At 52.5% G+C, this 21,641-nt stretch carries 19 protein-coding genes and 1 pseudogene; 12 read left to right on the top strand and 8 right to left on the bottom strand.

What is annotated here, in order from left to right:
- Window positions 1-39 precede the first annotated feature (39 nt).
- Window positions 40-996: a choline ABC transporter substrate-binding protein gene (locus E1162_RS11835; protein WP_155130931.1), complete on the bottom strand. Its 957-nt coding sequence runs from the start codon at window positions 994-996 to the stop codon at window positions 40-42.
- Window positions 997-1,288: 292 nt separating this feature from the next.
- Here E1162_RS11835 and E1162_RS11830 point away from each other — a divergent pair, with 292 nt between their 5' ends.
- Complete coding sequence (locus tag E1162_RS11830; protein ID WP_155130929.1) at window positions 1,289-3,133, top strand: glycerophosphodiester phosphodiesterase; 1,845 nt, start codon at window positions 1,289-1,291, stop codon at window positions 3,131-3,133.
- A gap of 29 nt (window positions 3,134-3,162) precedes the next feature.
- Window positions 3,163-3,582 carry a hypothetical protein gene (locus tag E1162_RS11825; RefSeq protein ID WP_155130927.1) on the top strand — a complete coding sequence of 140 codons (420 nt, stop codon included), beginning with the start codon at window positions 3,163-3,165 and terminating at the stop codon, window positions 3,580-3,582.
- A 3-nt stretch (window positions 3,583-3,585) separates the two neighbouring features.
- On the opposite strand, the gene E1162_RS11820 is transcribed toward E1162_RS11825, so the two are convergent.
- The 6 genes and pseudogenes from E1162_RS11820 to mutM form a co-directional block, all read right to left on the bottom strand.
- Window positions 3,586-3,777 (bottom strand): hypothetical protein, encoded by a 192-nt coding sequence (locus tag E1162_RS11820; protein ID WP_155130925.1) that lies wholly within the window; start codon window positions 3,775-3,777, stop codon window positions 3,586-3,588.
- A 73-nt stretch (window positions 3,778-3,850) separates the two neighbouring features.
- Window positions 3,851-4,636 (bottom strand): DeoR/GlpR family DNA-binding transcription regulator, encoded by a 786-nt coding sequence (locus tag E1162_RS11815; protein WP_371311917.1) that lies wholly within the window; start codon window positions 4,634-4,636, stop codon window positions 3,851-3,853.
- Between the two features lie 157 nt (window positions 4,637-4,793).
- A complete protein-coding gene (locus E1162_RS11810; protein ID WP_371311916.1) occupies window positions 4,794-5,435 on the bottom strand; it encodes a GntR family transcriptional regulator in 642 nt (213 codons plus the stop codon).
- 140 nt (window positions 5,436-5,575) lie between these two features.
- The gene (gnd, locus tag E1162_RS11805) at window positions 5,576-7,003 is read right to left on the bottom strand and encodes an NADP-dependent phosphogluconate dehydrogenase (protein ID WP_155130921.1); all 1,428 of its coding nucleotides are present in this window, start codon (window positions 7,001-7,003) and stop codon (window positions 5,576-5,578) included.
- 156 nt (window positions 7,004-7,159) lie between these two features.
- A complete protein-coding gene (locus E1162_RS11800; RefSeq protein ID WP_155130919.1) occupies window positions 7,160-8,104 on the bottom strand; it encodes an L-lactate dehydrogenase in 945 nt (314 codons plus the stop codon).
- A 97-nt stretch (window positions 8,105-8,201) separates the two neighbouring features.
- A pseudogene (gene mutM / locus E1162_RS11795) lies at window positions 8,202-9,103 on the bottom strand (bifunctional DNA-formamidopyrimidine glycosylase/DNA-(apurinic or apyrimidinic site) lyase).
- Window positions 9,104-9,212: 109 nt separating this feature from the next.
- Between mutM and ubiE the strand changes: the two are divergent.
- From ubiE to E1162_RS19715, 3 genes are all read left to right on the top strand, one after another.
- Window positions 9,213-10,016 (top strand): bifunctional demethylmenaquinone methyltransferase/2-methoxy-6-polyprenyl-1,4-benzoquinol methylase UbiE, encoded by an 804-nt coding sequence (gene ubiE / locus E1162_RS11790; RefSeq protein ID WP_155130917.1) that lies wholly within the window; start codon window positions 9,213-9,215, stop codon window positions 10,014-10,016.
- Between the two features lie 6 nt (window positions 10,017-10,022).
- Window positions 10,023-11,603 carry a 2-polyprenylphenol 6-hydroxylase gene (gene ubiB / locus E1162_RS11785; protein ID WP_155130915.1) on the top strand — a complete coding sequence of 527 codons (1,581 nt, stop codon included), beginning with the start codon at window positions 10,023-10,025 and terminating at the stop codon, window positions 11,601-11,603.
- Window positions 11,604-11,900: 297 nt separating this feature from the next.
- Window positions 11,901-12,563 (top strand): TetR/AcrR family transcriptional regulator, encoded by a 663-nt coding sequence (locus E1162_RS19715; RefSeq protein ID WP_371311915.1) that lies wholly within the window; start codon window positions 11,901-11,903, stop codon window positions 12,561-12,563.
- Between the two features lie 35 nt (window positions 12,564-12,598).
- On the opposite strand, the gene E1162_RS11775 is transcribed toward E1162_RS19715, so the two are convergent.
- Entirely contained in the window at window positions 12,599-13,219 is a 621-nt protein-coding gene (locus tag E1162_RS11775; protein WP_371311914.1) for an alpha-ketoglutarate-dependent dioxygenase AlkB, read from the bottom strand.
- 154 nt (window positions 13,220-13,373) lie between these two features.
- Here E1162_RS11775 and E1162_RS11770 point away from each other — a divergent pair, with 154 nt between their 5' ends.
- The 7 genes from E1162_RS11770 to E1162_RS11740 all read left to right on the top strand — a co-directional run bounded on the left by E1162_RS11770 (window position 13,374) and on the right by E1162_RS11740 (window position 21,637).
- Window positions 13,374-14,882 carry an FMN-binding glutamate synthase family protein gene (locus E1162_RS11770; RefSeq protein ID WP_257098919.1) on the top strand — a complete coding sequence of 503 codons (1,509 nt, stop codon included), beginning with the start codon at window positions 13,374-13,376 and terminating at the stop codon, window positions 14,880-14,882.
- A gap of 248 nt (window positions 14,883-15,130) precedes the next feature.
- The gene (gene dnaK / locus E1162_RS11765) at window positions 15,131-17,044 is read left to right on the top strand and encodes a molecular chaperone DnaK (protein ID WP_155130913.1); all 1,914 of its coding nucleotides are present in this window, start codon (window positions 15,131-15,133) and stop codon (window positions 17,042-17,044) included.
- A gap of 359 nt (window positions 17,045-17,403) precedes the next feature.
- Complete coding sequence (gene dnaJ, locus E1162_RS11760) at window positions 17,404-18,534, top strand: molecular chaperone DnaJ (protein WP_155130911.1); 1,131 nt, start codon at window positions 17,404-17,406, stop codon at window positions 18,532-18,534.
- A 65-nt stretch (window positions 18,535-18,599) separates the two neighbouring features.
- Entirely contained in the window at window positions 18,600-19,199 is a 600-nt protein-coding gene (locus E1162_RS11755; RefSeq protein WP_257098918.1) for a class I SAM-dependent methyltransferase, read from the top strand.
- Between the two features lie 112 nt (window positions 19,200-19,311).
- Window positions 19,312-19,899: an NADPH-dependent FMN reductase gene (locus tag E1162_RS11750; protein WP_155130909.1), complete on the top strand. Its 588-nt coding sequence runs from the start codon at window positions 19,312-19,314 to the stop codon at window positions 19,897-19,899.
- 114 nt (window positions 19,900-20,013) lie between these two features.
- Window positions 20,014-20,583: an ATP-dependent protease subunit HslV gene (gene hslV / locus E1162_RS11745; RefSeq protein WP_155130907.1), complete on the top strand. Its 570-nt coding sequence runs from the start codon at window positions 20,014-20,016 to the stop codon at window positions 20,581-20,583.
- Entirely contained in the window at window positions 20,561-21,637 is a 1,077-nt protein-coding gene (locus E1162_RS11740) for a hypothetical protein (RefSeq protein WP_155130905.1), read from the top strand. Before hslV ends, E1162_RS11740 begins: the two co-directional genes overlap by 23 nt.
- The last annotated feature ends 4 nt before the right edge of the window (window positions 21,638-21,641 follow it).

Here is a 21,641-nt window from a genome sequence, read left to right as displayed (position 1 = left end):
TGCTCCTGTCGCCTCGTTAGCGCTATCAGTTTCGGGAATTCAATTTAGATCAAGTGCTGCTTTTACGGCAGTTAGACCATTTTGACCAGAACTTGTGGTAACGCCTTCGAGCCATTCCTCAAGAATATCGGGGTTCTTTTGCAGCCATGCCTTAGCTGCATCCTCCGGCTTTTGTTTATCGTTCAAAATTGCGCCCATAATTTCGTTTTCGAGCTGCAATGTGAATTCAAGATTATTTAGGAAATTCCCGATGTTAGGGCACTCTTGCGTGTAACCTGCACGCACGTTGGTACGCACCTCAGCACCGCCCAAATTAGGGCCGAAATACTTGTCTCCGCCTTCAAGATAACGCAGCTTGAAGTTGGAGTTCATTGGGTGCGGTTCCCAGCCAAGGAACACTATGTCGCGCTCGCGGCGGATTGCGCGGGAAACCTGAGACAGCATACCGGCTTCAGAAGATTCACGCAGTTCAAAATCGGCAAGGCCGAAATCACCCGCGTTGATCATGTCGAGGATCTGCTTATTGCCATCGTTGCCAGCTTCCAGACCAAAAATCTCCTGATCCAGATCATCTGAGAATTTGGCGATGTCTTCAAAGGTTTTGATGCCGCGCTCATAAGTATAGTCAGGTACGGCGAGGGTGTATTTCGCGCCGGAAAGGTTGGTACGCAGAGTTTCAACGCTACCATCAGCTTCAAATGGAGCAATATAAGACTCCATGGTTGGCATCCAGTTGCCAAGGAAGATATCGATATCTTTATTTTTCAGGGATGCATACGTTACAGGAACGGAAAGAAGCTTAACCTGAGTATCGTACCCTAGTGCTTCTAGTATAATCGTTGCCGTTGCTGTAGTTGCTGTAATATCTGTCCAGCCTACATCAGCGAACCTTACGGTCTTGCAGGATTTGGATTCTTCGGCATGTGCGTGAGTTGCAATTAGTCCAAGAGATGCGCTGGACATAATTGCGCTGATAGCAAGTGTTGTGATCTTCATTATTCCCCCCTCCCTGTAGGGGGTTGGTGTTCGATGGGCTTATATTGTGTTGTTCTCAAGGGCTGCATATCAAAAATCGAGACAACTTCAAAGTCTTGCCGGTTGCCATGCCACTACAAAAACCCATAATCTACTTCTGACCCTGCTGGAAATACCTAGCAAGAACGCCATTTTATTCACTGGTTGCGCCTAAGTGACCGGTTCCATTGGCTGAAAGGGCGCTGTAATGTGCCGCACCCGACCAAAGCGGAAGGGTTGCCGACAACAAGAATAATGAAAGGCGAGCCGAGGAATGTCCGGGGAGCTTTCCCGAATTGGAAAACTGCTGATCGAAGGCTGGCGCGAGAACTTCTGGCGACTGACTTTCGTGCATGGTGCGTTTGTCGTGCTTGGTATCGGTGTATTTTCGCCGCTGCTGGCAGGTTTGCGCTCTTGGCTTTTGTATGTCTCGGGTGTTCCGGTCGTTGCTAACTACGAAATCCTCTCGTTCGTTCTGAGCCCTGTTGGGCTGCTCGTCACTTTCGTGCTGGCAAGCTTATTTACGCTTATCTTCTTGCTGGAGCAGGCGACACTGCTCTTCGTTCTGGGCCGTAGTGATAAGTCCATCATCAGTGCTGGCGCCGGCCTGCTGAATACGCTTATCCGCTTGCCAAGGTTGATAGAATACGCCGGGCACCTCACCATCCGCCTTGCCATTGTTAGCATACCGGGAATGGCCGTCATCGTGGCGGCGTACATGGTGTTTTTGCAAAGCTACGACATCAATTACTACCTGCAGGAGCAACCGTGGCAGTTCTGGGCGGCACTTGTTACGGCCATGTTCGGCGCCATCGCAGGCGGGTATTACGCTCTGCGCCACTTGGTTGGCTGGGGCCTGTCGCTGGCCTTGGTCGTTATTCGATACAACCGGCCCTCTAGCGCGTTTCCGCGAAGCCGCTTTCTCACCCGCCCTCTCATAAATGGCTTTTTAGCTGCAACAACCATTTGGCTGGTTGGCGACTTGGTGTTGAGTGCGGGCCTTTTGATTGGCGTTGAGGGGATCGGCTCTCTCTTTATCTCTTTTTCAGGCGATAGCCTGCCACGCTTGGAAATCACCCTCAGTATCTTGGCGCTGCTGGCAGCGCTTGGCGGTTTCTTTGTTTCCATCTGCATTGTTGGCAGTCTGGCAATCTTGCAAAAAGCAGCGCTATTTATCACAGACGGTAAGGACCACCCATTCGAAGAAGCGCCTGAACTGGATGAACGAGAGGTCAAGAAACGTGGTTTGTCGCCGCTTCGGATACTCGGGTTTCTAGCGCTCGGCAGTTCTGTTGCAGCCTTTTCCGGTGGTGTGATTGTCTCCCTCGATGAAGATGTGCACCCCGTTATGGTGATCGCCCATCGCGGTGCATCCCAAAAGGCACCAGAAAACACCATGGCAGCGATCAATCAAGCCGTTGCGGATGGTGCTGACTATGTGGAAGTGGATGCGCAGCTCACAGCCGATGGGCAGGTTGTTCTGATCCACGACCGTGACCTGATGCGCCTTTCCTATAACAGTGATTTCATCAGCTCCATGACCCTTGAAGAGCTACGAAACGTTGATATGGGAAGCTGGTTTGACCCTGCTTTCAGTGAAGAGCAGATCCCTACATTGGAAGAGGCGCTACAAGCGGTAAAAGGCAAAGCCAAGCTGCTGATTGAATTGAAGTACTATCCTAGCAGTCCTCGGGGCCTTGAAGAGAAAATCGTCAATATCGTAGAAGCCAATGGCATGCAGAATGACGTTGCGGTTATGTCTTTGGACAGAGGCGCGCTAAGGCTTTTCAGAGAATTGGCGCCGGGCTGGGATAACGGTGTGGTCACAGCAACATTCCTTGGCAACCTTGTTGATGTACCTGTCGATTTCTTTGCTGTAAGCCCGTCTGTTGCTGTGCCAAACTTCGTTAGCCGCGCCCGCAAACAAGACAAGCAGGTTTATGTTTGGACTGTTAACGATCCGGTTATGATGATGCGGTACATCGCCATGGGCGTTGATGGCATTATCACCGACGTTCCAGAACTTGCGCGCTCGATTATTGAGGAGCATGCGAAAATGACGTCGCTAGAGCGGTTGCTTTGGCAAACCTCTGTCCTATATGAGTTCAACCTCAGATAAATTTTTAATAAAGAAACAAATAACAATAGATGACACTTCTCGCCAAAATCCTTTTAGCTGCCGTTCTTGCTTTGCCGATTTCAATCATGTCCGTTTCCAGCTCAGAGCTGGAGGATGTGCTGGTGCTTGAAAGCGCGCAGATCGATCTGCTGGTTAAGCACATGAGCAGCTCTGAGGAAAAACGGGAGATGGTGCGGGCAATTCTAGAAGATGCCCGTGTTGATCATAGCCGTATGGCTATTTTGCAGCAGGAAGAGGCGTTGGAAGCTGGTGAAGCTGCCGCCGCTGCTTCTACGACTCCAGAAGAAGAAATTGAAAACAAGGAGCTGGAGCTGCGGGCAAAGGAAGCCTACGACGACCTGCGCGCAATTTTGAGCGAAGCCGAGTACGAAGAGCTCATCAAGCTGGCAACGGTTATTCAGTCTCTGGAGCAGAGCGAGCCGAAATAAGGGCTACTCTTCTTCCTCGTCATCATCAGTCACAAGATCAATTGCGCCGCCCACAGCAGCGCCGCCCACCTTTGCTGTGGTGACAACTGCTGTACTGGCTACAGATAGCGCAGCTCCTGTTACTGCTACCGCAGCGCATCCGCTTAAAAGGGTGAGTGCAGCCAGAGCTGCCAAAATTCTACAAATCGAATTCAAGGGATATCTCTAATAAAACTACTTAGTGGTGCAGCCTAGAGAGTAAATCCTTTCAATTTTCTTAGGGTGTCGTTTACGCAGCAAGGTCTTGGTTGCAGATAACCAGCTCAGTGCCGCTTGTGTTTAGGCAATCGACAATGGCTGATGGCGGCGCATGATCGACAAATACCTTGGAAACATCAGTAATCCAGCCACCGCGCACATGGGCCTGTCTGCCAAACTTGGAGCTATCCAGCACCAGAAAAGCCTCACGGCAGTTTTTTAATATCGCCGTTCGTGCGGCCACTTCTTCCTCATGAAAGTCGAGCAGCGTGCCGTCTGAATCTACGCCTGCAACACCGAAAATACCGATATCGAACTTGTACCCGCGAAAAAAATCCTCCGCTCTGTAGCCAAGAACATCGCAGTCGTCATGGCGCAAACGCCCGCCGGCTATGGTTACATGGGAGGATGGGTTTTTGAGTGCTGCGACCGCAACATTCATATTATTGGTGAATACTTTTAATCCATCATGACCGCCCAGTGCCCCTGCAACGATCTCAGGTGTGGTGCCGATGGAAAAGGCTACACTTGCATGGTTAGGTATGTGGTGAGCCGCATGCGCTGCTATGGAAAGCTTTGCTCTGCGATTTAGGATTTTACGCGCGCCATAGGCAATATTGCGCGGACTTCTGGGAAGCTCAACGCCTCCATGGAACCGCTGCACCAAGCCAAGAGAGCCTAGCCGATTCACATCCCGCCTAATGGTTTGGGTAGTGACAGCGAAAGCTTCAGAGAGAAAGTCGACACTGACAGAGCCGTTATCTTTCAACAGCTTGAGTATATTCGACTGGCGATCAGAGAGCGGCTGATCCGACACGATAACTACCTATAAATTCAAAAGTATCCTTAGAGGATCAATAGCGCTGGAACTTATAGGAAATATGAATAATTGCTTATATGTCTGTCAAGAAGCGATACGATGGCACCAACTAAAACAATGATTAGTATAAAGTGCCATCGTCAAAGAAATTCGCTCAAAGGCGAGTGAAAAATCTCAAGCGTGCCTTGTGCGCCTCTGCGATATGATGACGGGCTGCTTTATCGGCTCTGTCGAAATCGCGTTTAGCAATTGCGTCAACAATCTCAGCATGCTCTTCAATCGCGATCCGGCGTCGATCATCATCCGTCAGCGTTGTACCGGCAAGCAGCAGCAGTGACAGGCGCATGTGGTCGATCTGCTCAACAAGATAGCGATTGTGGGATGCAAGGTAGAACCGGCGATGGAACTCGCGGTTCGATTTGATCAGGCGGTCAGCATCGGCAAGGTTTTCCTGATCCGAGGCCACAAGCTCTTGAAGAATTTCGATTTCGGCGTTGGATGCATGCTGCGCTGCCAAGCGGCCGGCGGTGCCTTCCAACACTTCACGCAGGAAATACAGCTCGCTGATCTGGTCATGATCGAGGGACGGAATAACCATACCGCGGTTCGGTTCGTGAACGGCAAGGCCTTGCGCTTCAAGACGCTTGAGACCTTCACGAATAGGCGTACGGCTTACACCAAATCGCTCAGCCAGTTCTGCCTCTCTCAGGCGGCTTCCTGGTTTCAACTCACGGGTTTCAATGGCCTTGATTAAGCGGCGGTAGATCTCGGCACCGTTTGGAGACGATAAGGTCACGTTAAAATCCTGAAATGAGCTGTTGTTTAAGAGCGTTCTCGCTCTTTGCCTTTGCATACTAACCGCAAATGGAGGTTAGATAAAAGAGAAGAGGGATTGCGTAGGCAACCCCTCCTCAAAAAAGCGTCTAACTGGCGGGCTTATGCGCCGCCTGCTGGCCATGGACCGTGGAAGTCTTTGCCTTCCTTGTCAGTGCGTTCAAAGCCGTGCTGACCGAAGAAGTCGCGCTGACCCTGAATGACATAAGCGGAAGTGCGTTTCTGACGGGAAAGGTCGAAGGAGCCCATTGCAGCAGAAAGCGCAGGCATTGGAATGCCGCTCAAAATAGCCTTTGCAAGGGTTTCGCGAAGACCTGGAACAGCATCCTTCATGCGATCAGCAATGGTTGGAGCCAGATAAAGGGATTTCAGCTCTGGCTTCTCGTCATAAGCTTGTGCGATTTCATCAAGGAAACGGGAGCGAATGATGCAACCCTGACGCCAGATGCGAGCGATGTCGCCCAGTGGCAAGTTCCAATCATAGTCGCGAGAACCGGCAGCCAGAACGTCGAAACCTTCTGCGTAAGCTGCAATCTTACCAGCGATCAGAGCGCGTTCACACGCATCGATGCCAGCCTGCTTGTCAGCCCAAGTCTGAGGTACTTCGTTGTTCGGATACAGCTCAGCAATTTCCTGACGCAGTGCGCGGTTTGCAGAGATGCACCGTGCAGCAACAGCAGCGTCGATACCGGTTGCAGGAACGCCGAGCACGTGCGCTTCAACTGCGGACCAGCGACCCGTGCCTTTCTGGCCTGCGGTGTCGAGGATAACTTCCAGAATTGGTTTGCCGCTCTCTTCGTCAACCACGTCCATAACGTTGGCAGTGATTTCGATGAGGTAGGAAGCCAGCGGACCTTCGTTCCACTTATGGAAGACTGCTGCCTGCTCTTGAATGGAAAGGCCAAGAGATTTGCTGAGAATCTCGTGAACTTCGGCAATCATCTGCATGTCGGCATATTCGATGCCATTGTGCAGGGTCTTAACGAAGTGACCAGCGCCTTCAGGGCCCATCAGAGCGCAGCAAGGCTCTCCATTATGCTTGGCGGAGATTGCCTTGAGGATGTCCTCAATGCGGGCATAAGCTTCAGGAGAAGCGCCAACCATGATGGATGGTCCATGGCGCGCGCCTTCTGCGCCACCGGAAACGCCCATGCCCACGAAGGTGAACGGGGTGTCTGCCAGCTCGCGATAGCGGCGGTTACTGTCATGGAAGGAGCTGTTACCAGCGTCAATCAGGATATCGCCTTCAGAGAGGAAAGGCTTCAGCGCTGCGATCTGCTGGTCTACAGCTTCACCAGCCTGAACCATCATGATGATCGGGCGCGGTGCTTTGATAGCAGCGGTCAGTTCTTCAAGGGAATAGCAGGCAATGAACTTGTCTTTCAGATGCGCTGCATTTTCCATGAATGCATCGGTTTTTGCTGCGGTACGGTTGAACACTGCAACTTTATAACCGTTATCTGCGATATTGAGGGCGAGGTTGGCACCCATCACCCCAAGGCCGATAAGGCCAATGTCTGCCTGTGTCATTTGAAATCTCTCCGCGTCTCAGCGTTTTCTCGTTTGCCAAAGGGTGGCTGACGAGGAGGCAGCGTCAATCTGCCTCCGTTCGATTGTGCGTTGGCTTAAGTGAAAACGAAGGAATTGCCAAGACCAGATGGCGCAAAAATGCGCGCAACTGACCAATCAGTTCGAACTCTGTGACAGAACTTCTTTCGCTGCGGACTTGAGTGACTCTGCACTTGCACGCAACTTGGCTGCTTCATCTTCATCAAGGGTCGGGAAGAGGGTTGCTTCAATGCCCTGAGCGCCAATTACGCGTGGCACGGACACTGCAATCTTCTTCACACCCAATACTTCCGGTGTTTCAGTTGTCAAACTGATAACAGAATGCTCATTGGAAACAATAGCGCGCACAATGCGCGACAGACCGGCGCCAATACCAAAGTTGGTTGCGCCCTTGCCCTCGATGATCGAGTAGGCTGCGCGGCGAACACCTGTATCAATGCGTTCACGAACTTCCGGTGTAATTGTGCGGTTGGTCTGAGCTGCAAATTCCAAAAGGTTGGTGTTGCCAGCTTTCGCACCAGACCAAACAAGAACCTCACTGTCACCGTGCTCACCCAATACGTCGGCGTGAACGGAAACAGGAGAAATGCCGAGGTGATGACCTAACAATGCGCGGAAACGGGCGGTATCCAGAACTGTACCCGAACCAATAACGCGCTTGGATGGAAGGCCGGAAATCTCCGTCGCAACCTGTGTCATGATATCGACAGGGTTGGTCGCCACCAACAAAATGGCGTTTGGAGCATATTTCAGAATTTCTGGAATGACAGAAGCAAACACTGCCGCGTTACGAGCCAGAAGCTGAATGCGGGTCTCGCCAGGACGCTGGCTAACACCGGCTGCAATTACAACAACTGCGGCGCCCTTAAGGGCATCATAACCACCAGCATAAACGCGAGTTGGATGAGCAAAAGGAGTTGCGTGGAAAATATCCTCTGCCTGCGCTAGCGCAAACTTTGGATTGTAATCGACAAGAACAACTTCAGTACCCACCCCGTTTAGAACCATTGCATAAGCTGCTGTACTACCAACAGCGCCTACACCAACTACGCCAACCTTCATTTTAGCCTCCAAGAAAGTAGGGCACGCTTAATTATTTCTTGTTCTCAGCCACATAGACACCGCTTGGGGACGGCGCAATCATTGTCGGCGTGGCAAATCAGCGCTGACAACGAGGACAAAAGAATGTTGAGCGTCCGCTTTGGACTATCCGCTCGACTATACCCGAGCATCCGTCCTTGCGGCAGACTTCTCTCTCTCTATCGTAAACCGCAAAACTGTGTTGAAAATATCCCAAGGATCCATCGGTTTGCACATGATCTTTTAGGGATGAGCCTCCGGAGCGGATAGCGTCTTCCAAAACATCCCTGATGGACACTGCCAATAGCTCCGCTTCTGCCTTGGATTTTGCGCTTTTCTTGGCAAGTGTACCAACAGCGCGGCGCGGGTCTATGCCTGCCCGCCACAAGGCTTCACAGACATAGATGTTGCCTAATCCGGCGATGAATTTTTGATTGAGCAGGGCAGATTTAAAGGGTGTTTTCCGGTCCTTGAACAATTCTGCAAGCAATTCGCCATTCAGCGCATTGCCAAGCGGCTCCAGTCCCATTTGAGCAAAGAGGGGGTGGGTCTCTAGTTCGTTTCGCTCCACCAGCGTCATAAAGCCGAACCGGCGAGGGTCATTATAGATCACGCGGCTAGCGATACCTGTGCTTTGTCCGGTGCGCTAAGTTCGAACATCACATGGTCGTGTTTAGGTAGTTTTGAGCTTTGTTCGCTAGCATTCGCCGAAGAAGGAGCATTGCCCAAATGCTCGCAGCGGAAGGAGCCGGACATACCAAGGTGCATTACCAGAACGTCGTTCGAATCTAGGTCGGCCATAAGGTACTTGGCTCGGCGGCCCATGGAGGTAACGGTGCGCCCTTCCAGACGATCTGTGAAATTTTCAGGGAACGGAAAACGCAGGTCTGGTCTGCCTACCCTTGCGTTTACAATGGTGGCGCCTTCAAAAAAGGGCGCGAGGCCGCGCTTTACGGTTTCAACCTCAGGAAGCTCTGGCATTATCTGGTCCGAAAGTTATTCGTGCATCTCTTCTAAAATATAGGTGCAACAATAGCGCTTTGCTAAGAGCTGTACTATGGTCGCGCTCGAAATGGAGTGATTTGGAAAAATGGCGAGCGAACCCCGTTACAACCCACGTAAGTCTGTTACCGATCCATCTGAAATGGCAGTCAGTTTCGGCTTTTCGACCGTAAATGAGGGACAAAAGCAGGGGCTGGTGGATGATGTTTTCCACAAAGTGGCCTCCCGCTATGACCTTATGAACGACTTGATGTCCGGTGGTATGCATCGGCTCTGGAAGGACGCGATGGTTTCGTCGCTCAATCCGCCAAAGTCCAATTCACGTCCAATGCACCACCTTGATGTTGCAGGGGGTACTGGAGATATCGCAACGCGTGTTGTTGAGCGCTCCCAGCGCACCGCGCAGTCAACGGTTTGCGATATCAACGGCTCTATGCTCGCGGTTGGCAAAGACAGAGCAGCAAAAGCTGGTTTGGGCGGCCATATTGAATTCGTTCAAGGCAACGCTGAAGACCTGCCGTTTCCTGATAGCTCTTTCGACGTTTACACAATCGCTTTCGGCATTCGTAACGTGCCGAAGATTGCCAAGGCGCTTTCTGAGGCACACCGCGTGCTGAAACGGGGCGGACGCTTTATGTGTCTGGAGTTCTCGCAGGTTGATGTACCCGCGCTTGATAAAGTCTACGACACCTTTTCATTCAAAATTATTCCGCCGATGGGCAAAATGGTTACGGGCGATCCGGACCCTTACCAGTACCTCGTGGAATCCATTCGCAAGTTCCCAAATCAGGAACGCTTTAAGCAGATGATTGAGGATGCGGGCTTTAACCGCGTTTCCTATCGCAACTATACGGGCGGCATTGCTGCCCTTCATTCGGGCTGGAAGTACTAAGTCTGCATGCTGTCTTCTATTCTTCCATTTTACCGCCTTGTGGTTGCTGGCTTTGTTCTGGCGCGTGAGGGCGTTTTTGGTCTTGTTCATCTGCCAGACCTGCCTGCGGGGCCGCGCCTTGCTATTAGCATGGCCCGCATGCTGGAGCGTAAGGGCGTTGAAAAGGATGCCGCAGCAGCGCGCCTGACAACGGCGCTCAACCGCCTGGGACCGTCCTACATCAAGCTTGGCCAGTTCCTTGCAACGCGTCCAGATGTTGTCGGTAAAGCTGCGGCACAAGAGCTTTCCGCGCTTCAAGACAATGTTCCAGCCTTTGCTACCGAGCAAGCTCGTAAGACGATCCGTGACCAGTTCGGCGTGCCAGTCGAAGAGCTTTTTGAAAGCTTTGAAGAGCCGGTAGCGGCTGCCTCTATCGCGCAGGTTCACCCAGCATTTATCAAAGGACCTGACGGGTCTTTGCAAAAAGTCGCTGTCAAGGTTTTGCGTCCGGGGGTTGGTCGCCGTTTCCGTCGGGACTTGCAGAGCTTTTATCTCGCTGCCCGCCTTGCCGAGAAGCTAAGTCCCGCCAGCCGCCGGTTGCGTCCAGTTGCTTTTGTGCAAACGCTTGAACGTTCCGTTACGCTGGAGATGGACCTGCGTATGGAAGCCGCAGCGCTTTCTGAAATGGCGGACAACTGCAAGGACGATGAGCTCTACAGAGTGCCTTCTGTGGACTGGAAGCGCCTGTCACGTTCAGTTCTGACCATGGAGTGGATTGACGGTATTAAGCTTTCCGACACCGAGGCACTGCAGGCATCGCACCATGATTTGCCATCGCTGGGCGACAGGGTGATCCAGAGCTTCCTGCGCCATGCGGTGCGCGATGGCTTCTTCCATGCGGATATGCATCAGGGCAATCTGTTCGTTCAAGATGACGGTACGCTTGTTGCTGTCGACTTGGGTATCACAGGGCGTTTGAAGCTTGCTGAGCGCCGTTTTCTGGCTGAGATCCTGTACGGCTTCATAACGCGCAACTATCGCCGTGTGGCAGAGGTTCATTTTGAAGCGGGCTATGTGCCAGCCGATCAGGATGTTGACGTTTTCGCTCAGGCTATCCGTGCCATCGGGGAGCCGATCCATGGGCATGACGCCAGTGAAATCTCCATGGCCCGCCTTCTGACACAGCTTTTCGAAGTCACCGAGATGTTCAATATGCATACTCAGCCACAGCTGATTATGCTGCAAAAGAACATGGTGGTAGTTGAAGGCGTTGCCCGTTCATTGAACCCGCATCTTGATATGTGGAACACGGCTGACCCTGTTGTCCGCTCGTGGATCCAATACAATCTTGGACCAGCTGGGCGTATCTCTGATCTGGGAGAGGCGATGGGTGTCGTTGGCAAAATGGTGACGAGCCTGCCAATTCTGGCAGAGCGCGCTCAAAAGCTTTCCGGCGAGTTGGAGTCTATGGTCAATAACGGCCTTCGCTTTGATGCTGCCACCGCAGAGGCTATCGGTAAGTCTGAAGCGCGCCATTCTCGCTCTGGCCGAGTGGCCCTTTGGGTGATCGCAATTGCGATGGCAACCTTAGCTTACTCTCAGTTTTAAGTCCCCAGATAGTTACTGGTGCTTTTGGAAGGCCGGAGATGTGTTCTTTAATGCACATCTCCGGCCTCTGTCGTTTGATAGATAGTGGATCGCTGTGTATATGCACAGACTAACCCCATAAGGCATCAATATATTCTCTTCATACTTAGGTATGGTTTAGTGAATTTTATTGAATAATCTTCAGTTGTGTTTGCTCTATCAATTCTTGAGGTGAGGTATTAACTCAGAAATACGCTGTTGCCTCTGGGTAACTTATGTGGAACAGTTTCAGCATTCATTGTGCTTGGAGAAAACAAGGTGTCTGACAGTTCTGCAGCGGGAACAAGGGGGCGTCTGCTCGACAGCGCAGAGCGTCTTTTGACTGAACACGGCATGGCTGCGACTTCGGTTCGAATGATTACCGAGGAAGCAGGAGCCAACGTCGCTTCGGTTAACTATCATTTTGGAAGTAAAGAAGACCTCATTCGCGCAGTCTTAGAGCGTCGCATGGCCGACATTGACGATATGCGTATGCAAAGGCTGGATGCGCTTGAGGTCGGTGGTCGCAAGCCCAGTGTCGACGAGATTGTTAGAGCCTGCATTGAACCATTGATCGTGCAAGGCGTTTCTCGCGAAACATCCGAGATGGTTCCATTTGTATTGTTGCTCCGCCAATTGATGGCCGACCCTGATATGGGCCAGAAAATCCTGCATAATTGGGAGCCACCGTTGGTTCTTCAGCGTGTTGGCCGCGCCCTGTCTGCTGCTACAGGCACTCGCGAGCTTCGTCCGCTGGAGCTAAAGTTGATGGCGATGCTGATGCACAGCTCGGCGATAGAAATTCTTCACGCAATTACCGGCAAACCGTCATCTGCCTATGAAGCTGCGCCAGACCGCGACGAGATTGTTGAACGTGGTATGCGTTTTGCCATCTCCGGTATCGAGGCGTACCTGATTGAGCCTGCGTTGGAAGATGCATAATCCTCTAACGGTCTAACACTACCCGTTAGCGCCGCCTAGAGCGGCGTTACCCGCCTTAATGTCAGATTGATCCTGCCAGACTGGCGCAAAAGCGTACTGGTACCCGGCATGATGCGATCTATGCCGTGGTAGCAAAGGCGGGAAGCTCCGCCCAATACCACAACATCTCCAGAGCTGAGTTTCATTGACCGAGTTGGCGCTTTACGCGTCAGGCCGCCTAACCGGAAGACGCCGGTATCGCCAAGGCTTACTGATACGACTGGCGCGACGAGATTTTCCTCGTCCTTATCTTGGTGAAGGCCCATCTTTGCGCCGCCGTCATACCAGTTGATCAGACAGGCTTGAGGTGGCGCTTCGTAGCCGGAAACACCCTCCCACAGATCCAGCAGCATCTTTGGCATCTCAGGCCAAGGCTCTCCTGTATCAGGGTGGTCTGGTTGATAACGGTAGCCATTTTTATCGGCAACCCAGCCCAGAGACCCGCAGTTACTCATGCGAACCGAGAGCGGAGCGTTAGTGCGCGGCATACGCGGCTGGAACAGCGGGGCCTTCGTTACAACCTCTCGAATATGTGCGAGAAGAGCTTCCTGCGAAGCGCGATCAAAGTAAGCGCTTAATAACCGAAATCCCTGCGGAAACTCGTAGGTTTGGGTCACTGCGTTGCCCCTTAGGATAGACTTAACTCATCAGCACGACACTAGCACTGCTACCTTGAACGGCTCAAGCACCGCGCCAAGGCTAAAGGCTGCCATCTGAGCTGATCTGGAGCACCGACCCACTCGTTTGAAAAGCGAACCGCCGGAGGCCAGTATGAACTTGTTGCCACCCTCGTTGATGTTGGTCTTGAACCTGTTTGCGGCCGCGTTCGCGCTCTTGCTGATCATACTGGTCGTTTGCTTTATCGTTCTCTACTTCATCGATAAGAGCCAGCATAAGGACGCGATCCGCCATAACTTTCCGGTGGTTGGCCGCTTCCGCTCCCTGTTCACCTATCTCGGTGAGTTCTTCCGGCAATATTTCTTTGCCATGGACCGCGAGGAGATGCCATTCAACCGTGCATTAAGGAGCTGGGTGGATCGTGCGTCGGAAGGTAAAAGTAATACGCTGGCCTTCGGTTCCACCAAAAACCTGAATCTCCCCGGTACCGCGATCTTCGTGAACTCTCCGTTCGGCAAACTGGATGAGGATATGGAGGAGCCCGCGCCTCTGACACTCGGTCCTTATGTCGAAAAGCCATATACCCCTGCTAGCTTCTTCAATATCTCCGGCATGAGCTACGGCGCGATCTCTCGCCCTGCTGTTCTGGCCTTGTCACGAGGGGCTAAAGCTGCCGGATGCTGGATGAATACAGGAGAGGGAGGGCTGTCTCCCTACCATCTGCAAGGCGGCGCTGACATCATCTTCCAAATAGGCACGGCGAAGTACGGCGTTCGAACACCGGACGGTCTCCTGAGCGATGAAAAGCTTGATGAGGTGGCAGCGCACGATCAAGTAAAAATGATCGAGGTGAAGCTCTCGCAAGGCGCTAAGCCGGGCAAAGGCGGGCTGCTACCGGGAGAAAAGGTAACCGAAGAAATCGCAAAGATACGTGGCATTGCAGTTGGCCAGCCATCCCATTCGCCCAACCGACACCTTGATATTGCAACTGTTGAGCAGCTCCTCGATTTCATCAAGCATGTGAGAGATCGAACGCAAAAGCCTGTCGGTTTCAAAACCGTTATCGGTACTTCGGGTTGGCTTGAGGACTTGTGCCGCGAGATCCATAGGCGGGGAATAGAATCCGCGCCGGACTTTATCACGATAGATTCTGCAGATGGCGGGACAGGCGCAGCTCCCATGCCGCTTATGGACAATGTAGGCCTGACGATTAAAGAATCTCTGCCGCTAGTTGACCACATTCTTCGAGAGCACGGCCTTCGTCATCGCATCCGGCTTATTGCTTCTGGTAAGTTAATAACACCCTCCGCTGTTGCATTGGCGCTAAGCTGCGGTGCGGATTTTACCGTTTCGGCTCGCGGTTTCATGTTTGCTCTGGGCTGCATTCAAGCCCTTCGGTGCAACAAAAATACCTGTCCAACTGGCATCACCACTCATGACCGCGCTTTACAGGCTGGCCTTGATCCTACTGAAAAAAGCGAACGCGTTGCACGTTACTGCCAGCAGATCCGTGAGGAGGTGGAAATGATTGCCCGCTCATGTGGGGTAGATTCGCCTCGTTTGTTGGCAAAAGAGCATGTGCGTGTTGTTCAACCTGGTGGATACTCCCTACCATTGGATGAGTTACTTCCTCTTCGCCATAAAAAGGACAGGGATTCTTAAGATTGTTTCGCACAGAAAATATTGGAAAACACGTAGTTCTAGAGGGTGCTATCAAATCTTGTAGCTTTATAAAGCTGTTGACGTCTTGCAGGCCCCTGATAGCCAACTTATATAGCCCTTTGAAGTTTGCGTTTGTGTTCACCACAAGCCCGCACAACAATCAAAATGGGGGCCGGCGGCAACTTAGGTAGTCCGCGTCTTCCGAACGCCTGATGGGTTCGGTCGGTCTGCCGAAAGGAGAGAGTAATATGGCAAAGGTCATCGGTATCGACCTCGGCACGACAAACTCGTGCGTAGCCGTCATGGACGGTAAAGAAGCAAAAGTAATCGAAAACGCAGAGGGTGCTCGCACCACTCCTTCTATGGTCGCGTTCAGCGATGATGGCGAGAAGCTCGTTGGTCAGCCAGCAAAGCGTCAGGCTGTAACCAACCCGACTGGTACTCTGTTCGCTGTAAAGCGTCTGATCGGTCGTCGCTATTCTGATCCGACAGTCGAAAAAGACAAAGGTCTGGTTCCTTACGACATCGTAAAGGCAGACAACGGCGATGCATGGGTTGAGGTTGAAGGCAACAAGTACTCCCCATCTCAGGTATCTGCATTCATTCTTCAGAAGATGAAGGAAACCGCTGAGTCTTACCTCGGCGAGCCGGTAACACAGGCTGTTATCACCGTTCCTGCATACTTCAACGATGCTCAGCGTCAGGCAACCAAAGACGCCGGTAAAATTGCCGGTCTTGAAGTCCTGCGTATCATCAACGAACCAACCGCAGCTGCACTTGCTTACGGTATGGACAAAAACGACGGTAAAACCATCGCGGTTTATGACCTTGGTGGCGGTACCTTCGACGTGTCCATTCTGGAAATCGGTGACGGCGTATTCGAAGTTAAGTCCACCAACGGTGACACCTTCCTCGGTGGTGAAGACTTCGATATGCATCTGGTTGACTACCTTGCTTCCGAATTCAAAAAGGAACAGGGCATTGACCTCAAGAACGACAAGCTTGCTCTGCAGCGCCTGAAGGAAGCTGCTGAAAAAGCGAAGATCGAATTGTCTTCCGCTTCCCAGACCGAAATCAACCTGCCGTTCATCACTGCAGATGCTTCCGGTCCTAAGCACCTGACCATGAAACTGACCCGCGCGAAATTCGAGCAGCTGGTTGAAGATCTGGTTAAGCGCACCATCAAGCCTATGCAGGCAGCGTTGAAAGACGCAGGTCTTGCTGCAGGTCAGATCGACGAAGTCGTTCTGGTTGGTGGTATGACCCGTATGCCTAAGATCCAGGAAACTGTTAAGCAGTTCTTTGGCAAAGATCCTCATAAGGGTGTGAACCCTGATGAAGTCGTGGCAATGGGTGCTGCAATTCAGGCAGGCGTTCTGCAGGGCGACGTTAAAGACGTTCTTCTTCTTGACGTTACTCCGCTGTCTCTGGGTATCGAAACCCTCGGCGGTGTATTCACCCGCTTGATCGACCGCAACACCACCATTCCGACCAAGAAGTCTCAGGTTTTCTCCACCGCTGAAGACAACCAGACTGCTGTAACCATCCGCGTGTTCCAGGGTGAACGCGAAATGGCTGCTGACAACAAAATTCTTGGCCAGTTTGATCTGGTTGGTATTCCACCAGCACCACGCGGCGTGCCGCAGGTTGAAGTTGCTTTCGACATCGACGCCAACGGTATCGTGAACGTATCCGCTAAGGATAAGGGCACCGGTAAAGAACAGCAGATCCGCATTCAGGCATCTGGCGGTCTTTCCGACACCGATATCGAGCAGATGGTCAAGGACGCAGAAGCTCACGCTGAAGACGACAAGAAACGTAAGGCTCTTGTTGAAGCCAAGAACCAGGGCGAAGCGCTGTACCACTCCACCGAGAAGTCCCTCAAGGAATACGGTGACAAAGTGGGTGATGAAGACAAGTCCAAGATTGAAACCGCAATGGCTTCTTTGAAAGAAGTTCTGGACGGCGACGATCAGGAAGTCATCACCGCGAAGACCCAGGCTCTTGCCGAAGCTTCCATGAAACTGGGCGAAGCAATGTATGCTGCAGCTCAGGCTGAGGAAGAAGGCAATGGCGACGACGGCGACGTTCAAAAGCCGGTTGACGATGTTGTAGACGCTGATTTCGAAGAAATCGACGACAACGACAAGAAGTCCCGCTAATGACAAAGACCCCGCAGAGTTCGCTCTGCGGGGTCCTTTCAGGATTTCAGGGAGTTAAGGGATCCGCAAGACGCAAATCCGCTGACAACCCCAAGGGTTGAGACAGAGGCAACAAGTGCCCTCAGCAGGATTGGTCAGTGATATCTGGCCCGTTTGACGGATTGCCAAGTGCCAGCTTTCTATGTAAGGCGGCTATAAAAATACACAGGCATTGACGTAAGACATTTTCCAACAGGCTCCCCTATGAGGAGCGCGGACTTTGATTGCTGCAAGTCGAGACCCCGCGAACGAGAAGGAAAACAGTCGATGAAAACGCAATGCCCGACACAGACGCGTAGGTCTTTGGAGCTCAATTTATAATGTCTAAGCGCGATTACTACGATGTGCTGGGGGTGTCACGTGACGCTGACGAAAAAGCACTCAAAAGCGCCTACCGCAAACTAGCTATGAAGTTTCATCCTGACCGCAATCCGGGGGATGATGAGGCAGAAGCCAAGTTCAAAGAAGTTAGCGAGGCTTACGATACCCTCAAGGACGGCCAGAAGCGTGCAGCGTACGACCGCTATGGTCATGCTGCGTTCGAAAACGGCGGCTTTGGCGGCGGTGCCCAGCACGGCCATGACTTTGCCTCTGCGATGTCCGACATCTTCGACGAATTCTTTGGCGGCGGCGGTGGTCGTCGTGGCGGGGCTCCGGGCCGTGAGCGCGGTGCTGACCTGCGCTACAATCTCGAAATCACCCTCGAAGAAGCCTACGAAGGCAAGAGCGTTGAAATCGAGGTTCCGACCTCTGTTACCTGTGAAGCGTGTACTGGCACCGGCGCCAAGAAGGGCACCAAGCCAACCACCTGTTCCACTTGTGGCGGTGTAGGTCGCGTACGTGCGGCTCAGGGCTTCTTCACCATGGAGCGCACCTGCCCGACCTGTCAGGGCCGCGGTGAGATCATTACTGATCCGTGCGATAGCTGTGGCGGTACCGGCCGTACAACGCAAAAACGCACTCTGTCGGTCAATATTCCAGCTGGCATCGAAGACGGCACCCGCATCCGCTTGGGCGGCGAAGGGGAGGCCGGTCTGCGCGGTGGTCCATCCGGCGATCTTTACATCTTCCTCAATATCAAGCCTCATGAATTCTTCCAGCGTGATGGCTCGGATGTGTTCTGCCGCGTGCCGATCTCTATGACCACAGCAGCGCTTGGCGGTCAGTTTGAGGTGCCGAGCCTTGATGGCGGTACAGCTCGCGTGAAAGTGCCGGAAAGCACCCAGACCGGAAAACAGTTCCGTCTGCGTGGTAAAGGCATGCCGATCATGCGCTCTAGCCAGTTCGGTGATATGTACATTCAGGTTGTCGTGGAAACGCCAACCAAATTGACTAAACGTCAAAGAGAGCTTCTTCAGGAATTCGAGAAAGAATCTTCTGGCGAAAACCACCCAGAATCGACGGGTTTCTTCGCCAGAGCAAAAGACTTTCTTGAAAATATAAAGGGCTAAGCTCTACCAATAGGTAGAAACAGCCTCTATATTCTTGAGGAAATCCTCAGGGCAGGGAGGGCTGGATGCTGCAGGATACTAGAGTCGCCGTTGATAAAACTTGGCGGCGACTTTTGAAAGAAACGCGTTTTGTGCGTAACTGGGCCGCATCGCCGCTCAGAACAGGTGCCGTTGCGCCCTCCAGTCCTAAGCTGGCCGCTCGAATGGCCAGCTACATTCCTCGACAACTTGATGGTCCAGTGCTGGAACTTGGCCCCGGAACGGGTGCCGTTACCAAAGAAATTCTGCACCGTGTACCTCGCGAAAAGCTCATCTGCCTCGAATACAGCACCGACTTTTGCAATCACCTGCGCGTGAACTTTGCAGGGCTCAAGGTGGTTCAGGGCGATGCTTACAATATGGACAAGGCCATACCGGGCCTTCGTTCCGAGAGCCTCAGCGCCATCGTCTCAAGCCTTCCTCTCGTTACCCGTCCTCCTAAAGAGCGCTTGAAGTGTCTTGAACTTGCGTTCGACCTTCTAAAGCCGGGCGCGCCCTTTATTCAGTTCTCCTATTCGCTGGCCTCTCCAGTGCCTCTGGACATGGAGGGCATGAAGTGGCAGCGTTCGGGCTGGATTTTGCAGAATATTCCGCCAGCACGGGTATGGGTCTACCGAAAACCATAATATCTTTTCCGGCTCTTCAGGTATTGACGCAGGCACCCCGTTAGCCGCTAATTGTCGCCACTAGGTTCGCAAATTTTCAGCAGTTCAAATGAACGATGCGGGAGGCGTTACCATGCCAAGAATTCTTGTTTTTTCTGGGTCCGCACGCGGCGGTTCCCTTAATGGGCAACTTGCTGCTCTGGTTGCCAAGCGCCTTAGCCTTGCTGGCGCTGATACGACAATGATCAACCTCAGTGACTATCCGCTGCCGATCTACGACGGTGATCTTGAAGAAAATGACGGGATTCCCGACAACGTCTACAAACTTAGGGCTTTGATCGAGAACCATCACGGTGTTTTCATTGCCAGCCCGGAGTACAACTCTTCTATCACACCGCTTTTGAAAAACACTCTTGATTGGATCAGTCGCATCCAGCTGCCCGAGGAAGAGCCTTTAGAGGTCTATGGCAAGGGCATCTATGCAATCGGCGGCGTCTCTCCGGGGGCTTATGGCTCCATTCGCAGTCTGCTGCATCTTCGCACTGTTTTGGAAATGGGGCTTGGGGCAACGGTACTGCCAGAGATGATCAGCGTAAACTTTGGCCTCAAAGCTTTTGATGAAAACGGTGACCTTGCCAAGCCGCCTGCTCAGGCACGACTCGACAAGCTGGTAAACCGGCTTATGCGTGAGGCAAGCTACATAGAACTACAAGAACCCTAAGTTTTTTGAGGGTCCTGCATTGGCAACGCGGGAAGGACCACATACATAATGGATCACTTACGCGATCTGACGATCAGCTTCGCAATTAGAAATCAGTAGTTTGGAGTGGTTCGTATGAGCGAAAATCATGAGCCGAAACAATGGCACGGAACAACCATTCTAACCGTTCGTAAGGGCGGTAAGGTGGTCATCGCCGGTGATGGGCAGGTGTCGCTCGGCCATACCGTTATCAAAGGCACTGCACGCAAAGTGCGCCCTTTGGCAAAGGGTGAGGTTATCGCGGGCTTTGCTGGCGCCACCGCCGACGCATTTACCCTTTTCGAGCGCCTTGAAGCCAAGCTGGAGCAGTATCCGGGCCAGTTGATGCGTGCATGTGTGGAACTTGCCAAAGACTGGCGTACAGACCGTTATCTGCGCCGTCTGGAAGCGATGATGCTGGTAGCGGATAAGAACGTCTCTCTCGTTCTGACCGGTACAGGCGACGTGCTCGACCCGGAAAACGGTGTGATGGGCATTGGCTCTGGCGGTAACTACGCCCTCGCAGCTGCGCGCGCTTTGATGGATACTGACCTGAGCGCTGAAGAAATCTGCCGCAAGTCCATGGCAATTGCTGCCGAGATCTGCGTCTACACCAACGATAGCCTCACAATCGAGAGTTTGGATGATCAATCGGGACAGTCTTGATAGGGCTGTCTCCAAAGGCATCCTGACAGCTGACACAGCACAAAACCTCTATGATTTCCTCTTGTCAGAGCAGAGGGAGGCAACCCCTTCTGCCGACTTTGAGGATGTGCGGTTTGTGCGCGGCTTTCATGATGTCTTTATCTCCGCCGGACTGGTTATTCTGATTGTCGGCCTGCTCACAGGCGGCTACGCGCTTGAAATGGCAAACTTGGTCATTTTTGGCGGCGTGGCTGCGGTTAGCTGGGGCTTGGCCGAGTGGCTTGCAAATAAACAGCGGCTGGCGCTGCCTTCCATTGTTCTTTCCCTTTCCTTCGCGATTTTCGCAGGGCTTTCGCTATCTGTGCTGCTAAGAGCAGCGCTGTTTGCGCCTGATTTTTGGGCTTGGATCAATGGCAGTACCTCACGGCTTATCATTCTGGATACGCCGGAGGAAATATGGACAGCGGGTGCCGGAGCCCTTCTGGGTTCGGCTCTGTTTTACGCCCGTTTTGGTGTGCCGATAGCGCTTGCCCAGTGTTTGCTAGCTATTATCGTTATGGCCTATGGCTTCTTGGAGGACGGTCTTGGAACCGTCTCCGATGGTCAGCTGCAGGTGTTTGTTCTTGTGGCGGGTTTCGCCAGTTTTCTGGTGGCGATGTTCTATGATAGCCGCGACCCGAAACGCCAAACACTGAGTGCTGATAAAGGGTTTTGGCTGCATTTGGTGGCAGCCCCCTTGATTGCCCATGGCCTACTCGCCACATTCTCAGAGAATTTACAAAGCAGCGGCGAAGCGCTGATCATGATTTTCATGGTGCTTCTGCTTGGTGTTGTTGCTTTGATTGTCGACCGTAGAGCGCTGCTCATCTCAGGTCTTGGATATATGGGAGTTGCGATTTTCACGCTGCTCCAAGCGGTTAGCGTTGACGAAAAAGTCTTGATCGCTGCCGCTATGCTCATTCTTGGGCTTTTTGTTTTGTCGATTGGTTCCGGTTGGCCCCTTGCAAGAAAGTGGATCATGAAACCACTGGCCGGAACTCCGATTGCAGCAATTGTGCCCCCGACAAGAAAGTAAAAAG

Origin of the sequence: Pseudovibrio flavus, assembly GCF_009711345.1 — a bacterium.
Taxonomy (GTDB): Bacteria; Pseudomonadota; Alphaproteobacteria; order Rhizobiales; family Stappiaceae; genus Pseudovibrio; species Pseudovibrio flavus.
The sequence above is the reverse complement of the archived record's forward strand: the minus strand, read 5'-3'. Positions and strand labels throughout refer to the sequence as shown.

Bases quoted from the DNA above. Each gene is read 5' to 3' on its own strand.
- E1162_RS11770 (WP_257098919.1), top strand. From the start codon at position 13,374: ATGAACTTGTTGCCACCCTCGTTGATGTTGGTCTTGAACCTGTTTGCG.
- E1162_RS11830 (WP_155130929.1), top strand. From the start codon at position 1,289: ATGTCCGGGGAGCTTTCCCGAATTGGAAAACTGCTGATCGAAGGCTGG.
- E1162_RS11825 (WP_155130927.1), top strand. From the start codon at position 3,163: ATGACACTTCTCGCCAAAATCCTTTTAGCTGCCGTTCTTGCTTTGCCG.
- hslV (WP_155130907.1), top strand. From the start codon at position 20,014: ATGAGCGAAAATCATGAGCCGAAACAATGGCACGGAACAACCATTCTA.
- ubiB (WP_155130915.1), top strand. From the start codon at position 10,023: ATGCTGTCTTCTATTCTTCCATTTTACCGCCTTGTGGTTGCTGGCTTT.
- E1162_RS11835 (WP_155130931.1), bottom strand. From the start codon at position 996: ATGAAGATCACAACACTTGCTATCAGCGCAATTATGTCCAGCGCATCT.
- dnaJ (WP_155130911.1), top strand. From the start codon at position 17,404: ATGTCTAAGCGCGATTACTACGATGTGCTGGGGGTGTCACGTGACGCT.
- E1162_RS11750 (WP_155130909.1), top strand. From the start codon at position 19,312: ATGCCAAGAATTCTTGTTTTTTCTGGGTCCGCACGCGGCGGTTCCCTT.
- E1162_RS11740 (WP_155130905.1), top strand. From the start codon at position 20,561: ATGATCAATCGGGACAGTCTTGATAGGGCTGTCTCCAAAGGCATCCTG.
- gnd (WP_155130921.1), bottom strand. From the start codon at position 7,003: ATGACACAGGCAGACATTGGCCTTATCGGCCTTGGGGTGATGGGTGCC.
- dnaK (WP_155130913.1), top strand. From the start codon at position 15,131: ATGGCAAAGGTCATCGGTATCGACCTCGGCACGACAAACTCGTGCGTA.
- ubiE (WP_155130917.1), top strand. From the start codon at position 9,213: ATGGCGAGCGAACCCCGTTACAACCCACGTAAGTCTGTTACCGATCCA.
- E1162_RS11755 (WP_257098918.1), top strand. From the start codon at position 18,600: ATGCTGCAGGATACTAGAGTCGCCGTTGATAAAACTTGGCGGCGACTT.
- E1162_RS11800 (WP_155130919.1), bottom strand. From the start codon at position 8,104: ATGAAGGTTGGCGTAGTTGGTGTAGGCGCTGTTGGTAGTACAGCAGCT.